7 protein-coding genes are annotated in these 5,053 nt (G+C 43.7%); all 7 read left to right on the forward strand.

Annotated elements, in window-relative coordinates:
- Nucleotides 1-307: 307 nt before the first annotated feature.
- The 7 genes from ACI35L_RS16715 to ACI35L_RS16745 all read left to right on the forward strand — a co-directional run bounded on the left by ACI35L_RS16715 (nt 308) and on the right by ACI35L_RS16745 (nt 4,903).
- Complete coding sequence (locus ACI35L_RS16715) at nt 308-694, forward strand: YlqD family protein (RefSeq protein WP_049671447.1); 387 nt, start codon at nt 308-310, stop codon at nt 692-694.
- Nucleotides 695-711: 17 nt separating this feature from the next.
- Entirely contained in the window at nt 712-1,230 is a 519-nt protein-coding gene (rimM, locus tag ACI35L_RS16720; protein ID WP_439803380.1) for a ribosome maturation factor RimM, read from the forward strand.
- The gene (trmD, locus tag ACI35L_RS16725; protein ID WP_439803381.1) at nt 1,230-1,973 is read left to right on the forward strand and encodes a tRNA (guanosine(37)-N1)-methyltransferase TrmD; all 744 of its coding nucleotides are present in this window, start codon (nt 1,230-1,232) and stop codon (nt 1,971-1,973) included. The genes rimM and trmD overlap by 1 nt, the downstream gene beginning before the upstream one ends.
- 136 nt (nt 1,974-2,109) lie before the next feature.
- Nucleotides 2,110-2,454 (forward strand): 50S ribosomal protein L19, encoded by a 345-nt coding sequence (rplS, locus tag ACI35L_RS16730; protein ID WP_049671444.1) that lies wholly within the window; start codon nt 2,110-2,112, stop codon nt 2,452-2,454.
- Nucleotides 2,455-2,594: 140 nt separating this feature from the next.
- Nucleotides 2,595-3,152 (forward strand): signal peptidase I, encoded by a 558-nt coding sequence (lepB, locus tag ACI35L_RS16735; RefSeq protein ID WP_049671443.1) that lies wholly within the window; start codon nt 2,595-2,597, stop codon nt 3,150-3,152.
- Nucleotides 3,153-3,169: 17 nt separating this feature from the next.
- A complete protein-coding gene (ylqF, locus tag ACI35L_RS16740) occupies nt 3,170-4,030 on the forward strand; it encodes a ribosome biogenesis GTPase YlqF (RefSeq protein ID WP_049671442.1) in 861 nt (286 codons plus the stop codon).
- A gap of 81 nt (nt 4,031-4,111) precedes the next feature.
- Nucleotides 4,112-4,903 carry a ribonuclease HII gene (locus ACI35L_RS16745; protein ID WP_439803382.1) on the forward strand — a complete coding sequence of 264 codons (792 nt, stop codon included), beginning with the start codon at nt 4,112-4,114 and terminating at the stop codon, nt 4,901-4,903.
- The last annotated feature ends 150 nt before the right edge of the window (nt 4,904-5,053 follow it).

Raw genomic sequence — 5,053 nt, forward strand, 5'->3', positions numbered from 1 at the left:
ATAGGCGACCTGCTGCAGGAAACGGGATGAAAGAAGTACAGGAGCCTTAGGTTTATCTAAAGACTGACAAAAAAGCTGCCCTATCAGGAGAAAAAAGTTTCCGTTCAAAGGGATTTTGCTTCATAATGATTGGTAAAGAGGAAAAAAGTATACATAGTATCATGTCTGAAAAAAGAACCACATAATTTTTTGAATGGATGTCCATGATCAATTTCAATGTAGCATCTGTATCAACACCAACATTGTCTAAACAGAGCCCGGATGTTAATGAACCTATGATACGGCAAGACGAAAGAGGTGGGTAAATGTGAAAATTTTGCAAAATGTCATTGTAAAGCAAATACTGACTGAGAAAAGTAAGCTTGAGCTCCTAGACCAATTCAACTCAAAAAAAGCAATCCTGAAGAAAGAATGCGACCAGCTTCGTTTTGAACTGAAAAAACTAGAAAAGACCAAGAAATTTCAGCCTGTAAGCCTGAAGACTCACTTCGAGAAGGAAATTGACGTCAGGAAAGAGAAAATCAAGCTTCTTGATTTTCAAATTCAGCAGCTAGATATCCTTCCGTATGGGAGTGAATTAAAGGAGCGGGAGGTCCAAGCAATCGTGGATGTAGAAATCGGACAGAATTGGGAAGAAATTGTGCAAACTAAGACCATCATCGTGAAAGATGGAGTTGTCGACGAATTTAAATAGAGGTGAACATAAAGAATATGCAAAAATGGTACAAGGTTGGAAAGATCGTGAATACTCATGGAATCCGGGGAGAGGTGCGTGTTGTATCTTCTACTGATTTTCCAGAGGAACGCTATCAAAAGGGCAGCACTCTTTATATCTTTAAGAAGAATGCAACAGAGCCGATTGAGGTTGTTGTTGCTTCCTCTCGCCAGCATAAGAATTTTTATTTGCTGACGTTTGTTGGCCATGAAACGATTGAGAAGGTAGAAGGATATAAAGAAGGTGTTCTGAAAGTATCGGATGAACAATTGGGTGCATTGGATGAAGGAGAATACTATTACCATGAAATCATTGGCTGCACAGTTTCAACAGCTGGTGGAGAAGAGCTGGGAGTAATTAAGGAAATTCTCTCGCCTGGAGCAAATGATGTGTGGGTTGTGAAGGCGAAATCCGGCAAGGAGCTCCTTATTCCTTATATTGATGATGTCGTAAAGGAAATCAATGTGGATGCCAAGTCTATCATCATTGAGCCAATGGAAGGGTTGCTGGATTGATGAGAATAGATGTATTGACATTATTCCCGGAAATGTTTGAGGGTGTTTTTGGTTCCTCGATCCTCAAGAAGGCGGCTGAGAAGCAGGCGGCAGAATATCATACCCATAACTTCAGGGAATTCTCTGATAATAAGCATCAATCGGTTGATGACTATCCTTATGGCGGGGGAGCAGGCATGGTCTTGAAGCCGCAGCCAATCTTTGATGCGCTTGAGCAAATCGCTGCCCCGTCGGCAGAAGGGAAGAAGCCGCGTGTAATTTTGCTCTGCCCTCAGGGGGAACGCTATACTCAAAAGAAAGCTGAGGAGCTTGCGAAAGAGGAACAGCTGGTCTTTGTGTGCGGTCATTATGAGGGATATGATGAGAGAATCAGGGAATTTGCCGTAACGGACGAAATCTCCATCGGTGATTTTGTCCTGACAGGCGGAGAACTTGGCGCGATGGTGATCATTGACAGCGTCGTCCGCTTATTGCCTGGCGTGCTCGGCAATGAGGACTCTCCTGTCCTTGATTCATACAGCTCAGGCCTTTTGGAACATCCTCATTATACAAGACCAGCTGATTTTAGAGGGATGAAGGTGCCAGATGTACTTTTGTCCGGCAATCATAAGCATATTGATGAATGGCGGCAGAAGGAGTCTCTAAGAAGAACCTATGAACGCCGTCCCGATCTGCTGGAGAGCTATGAGCTATCCCCAGCGGAAGAAAAATGGCTGGAAGAGATAAAAAAAGAAAATAGGTAGTTGCAAAACTTCTGTTTTATATGGTAAGATAGAGCCTGTGAGTTAAGGTGTAAAGCCTTTTCTCTTTATAACAATGTTCCGCTGTCATTCATCAATCAGGGTTGGCAAGAGCATTGCTTGGAAGGAGTTGAATACGATGCATAAATTAATCGAAGAAATCACGAAGGAACAACTTAAAACTGACCTTCCTTCTTTCCGTCCTGGTGATACAGTACGTGTACACGTGAAGGTAGTTGAGGGAACTCGTGAACGTATTCAGGTATACGAAGGCGTAGTAATCAAGCGTCGTGGAGGCGGAATCAGTGAAACTTTCACAGTCCGCAAAATTTCCTACGGTGTTGGTGTTGAGCGTGCATTCCCATTGCACACACCACGCATCGCTAAATTGGAAGTTATCCGCCGCGGTAAAGTACGCCGTGCGAAGCTTTACTACTTGCGTAACCTACGCGGTAAAGCAGCGCGTATCAAAGAAATCCGATAATTACGTGATGAACGTGAGTGGATACAAGGAGCTTGTGCTAACACAAGCTCCTTTTTCACATCATGGAGATATTGATTGCTTTTTGGTTGTATTGGTTTATATTTAAACGTATAGACAGATAGATGATACGGGGTGTTGACATGGCTAAGCGTAAGGAAAAAAATGAAATTTTTGAATGGGTTAAGGCATTGGTGATTGCTGTTTTGCTTGCGGCGATTATTCGGTACTTCTTTTTTGCCCCCATCCTAGTTGACGGATTATCAATGATGCCGACATTAAAGGATCAGGATCGCATGGTCGTGAATAAGATTGCCTACAAAATCGGTGATCCGGAACGTTTTGATATTGTCGTCTTTCATGCGACCGAAGAAAAGGATTATATTAAACGGGTAATCGGCCTGCCGGGTGACACAATAGAGTATAAGGATGATACGCTTTACATAAACGGCAAGGCGTATAAAGAGCCTTATTTGGATGAATATAAGGAACAGGTAATTGACGGACCGCTTACAGAACCGTTTACGCTTGAAGAGATTACTGGAGAGGCAACGGTGCCTGAAGGCGAAGTGTTCGTCATGGGTGATAATAGACGCTATTCGAAAGACAGCCGTCATATCGGAACGGTGAAAACCAGTGAAATACTCGGCAAGACAAGCCTTGTATACTGGCCGATGGATGACTTTGGTTTAGTGGAATAAGAGTTGAAGGTGAAAGTATGACTATACAATGGTTTCCCGGGCATATGGCAAAAGCCCGGCGTGAAGTAACAGAGAAATTAAAGCTAGTGGATATTATCTTTGAATTGGTGGATGCTAGACTTCCTCAATCTTCAAGGAATCCGATGATTGATGAAATCATTCAGCATAAGCCGCGCTTAGTTATATTGAACAAAGCAGATATGGCAGACCAGCAAAAAACGAATGAGTGGCTGGCTTATTTCGCAGAAAAAGGAATTAAGGCCGTTGCGGTCAATGCCCACCAAGGGACAGGCTTAAAGAGCATCATGTCAGGGGCGCAGGAAGTACTAAAGGAAAAAATCGATAAAATGAAATCACGCGGTATTAAGCCCCGTGCTATTCGTGCGATGATTGTCGGTATCCCGAACGTTGGGAAATCAACCCTTATTAATCGTCTTGCCGGAAAGAATATCGCCAAGACCGGCAATATGCCAGGGGTGACGAAGGCCCAGCAATGGATTAAGGTCGGCAAGGAGCTTGAGCTTCTTGATACCCCGGGGATTCTTTGGCCGAAGTTTGAGGACCAAGAGGTTGGGTACAAGCTTGCTGTGACAGGCGCCATCAAGGATACCATCCTGAACTTGCATGATATTGCTATCTATGGACTCCATTTCCTTGAAGAGGAATATCCGAACCGCCTGAAGGAACGCTATGATTTAGATGAGATTCCGGAAGAAGTCGTTCAGGCCTTTGACCAAATTGGCGCTAAGAGAGGCTGCCTGGCTGGCCGTGGATTGGTGGATTATGATAAGACTGCAGAACTAATCATTCGCGATATCCGTACAGAAAAATTCGGAAGACTTACTTTTGAACGACCAAATGATTCAGATGATGTATAATAAATAAAGAAATGAAGAGACCCCTTATTAAACGGGGTCTTTATTTATGCTGATAGACAAGTTGAAAGGAACAGGGTTATGCTGACTAAGTTGACGATTGCAGAAATAAAGGGAAGGCTGAACGGAATTAGAGACCTAGAGGACCCGTTTGTAGCTGAGTGCAGAAAGGACGGCCGTAAAGGGGTTCAGCTGGCTCTTAAAAGCCTAGAGAAGGCAATAGACAAGGAACAGATGCAAAGGGAGCATTTCGAGTCAATCTGTGCCTATGAGAGGGATTTAAGGAGTGAGGGATACCAATTCATTGCCGGCGTGGATGAGGCGGGCAGAGGGCCTTTAGCGGGACCGGTAGTAGCTGCTGCGGTTATCCTGCCGGAGGATTTCTATTTACCTGGCTTAAATGATTCCAAGCAGCTATCTGCTTTGCAGAGAACCGAATACTTTGATTTTATCCATGAGCATGCTGCCGCAGTATCAGTCGGCATTATTCATAGTCATGAAATTGATCAAATTAATATATATGAAGCAGCAAGGAAAGCAATGCTTGAGGCCATTAGACATTTGCCGTTAGCCCCGGATTATTGCTTGATTGATGCGATGGAGGTTCCAATCCCAATAGGTCAGCTTTCTTTAATAAAAGGAGATGCCAAATCGGCCTCTATTGCAGCTGCATCGGTTATCGCAAAAGAAACACGTGACCGAATGATGATTGAGTATGGTGCTCGTCATCCCCAATATGGGTTTGAGAAACATATGGGATACGGAACAAAAAGCCATTTAGAGGCTATCAATCAATATGGCCCGACTGATTGGCACCGAATGACGTTTGCCCCCCTTAAGCATTTAAACGGGAGCGGCTTTCAGCAATCGAAGTAATGGCGGCTCAGCTGGAATGCACAATCGATTTTCGTATTTTGATATGTGTGCTTGAAATGGATTAGGTGAGTTTTCCTGTGTATTTATATGGAAAACAAGAATGACGGATAATGGCAGATAGGTGCCTTCAGGACCTATCTGCTTTTTTTA

Origin of the sequence: Pradoshia sp. (assembly GCF_051873915.1) — a bacterium.
Classification (GTDB): Bacteria; Bacillota; Bacilli; order Bacillales; family Pradoshiaceae; genus Pradoshia.

Coding starts and splice junctions, on each gene's coding strand:
- rimM (WP_439803380.1), top strand. CDS start 712: ATGCAAAAATGGTACAAGGTTGGAAAGATCGTGAATACTCATGGAATC.
- trmD (WP_439803381.1), top strand. CDS start 1,230: ATGAGAATAGATGTATTGACATTATTCCCGGAAATGTTTGAGGGTGTT.
- rplS (WP_049671444.1), top strand. CDS start 2,110: ATGCATAAATTAATCGAAGAAATCACGAAGGAACAACTTAAAACTGAC.
- lepB (WP_049671443.1), top strand. CDS start 2,595: ATGGCTAAGCGTAAGGAAAAAAATGAAATTTTTGAATGGGTTAAGGCA.
- ylqF (WP_049671442.1), top strand. CDS start 3,170: ATGACTATACAATGGTTTCCCGGGCATATGGCAAAAGCCCGGCGTGAA.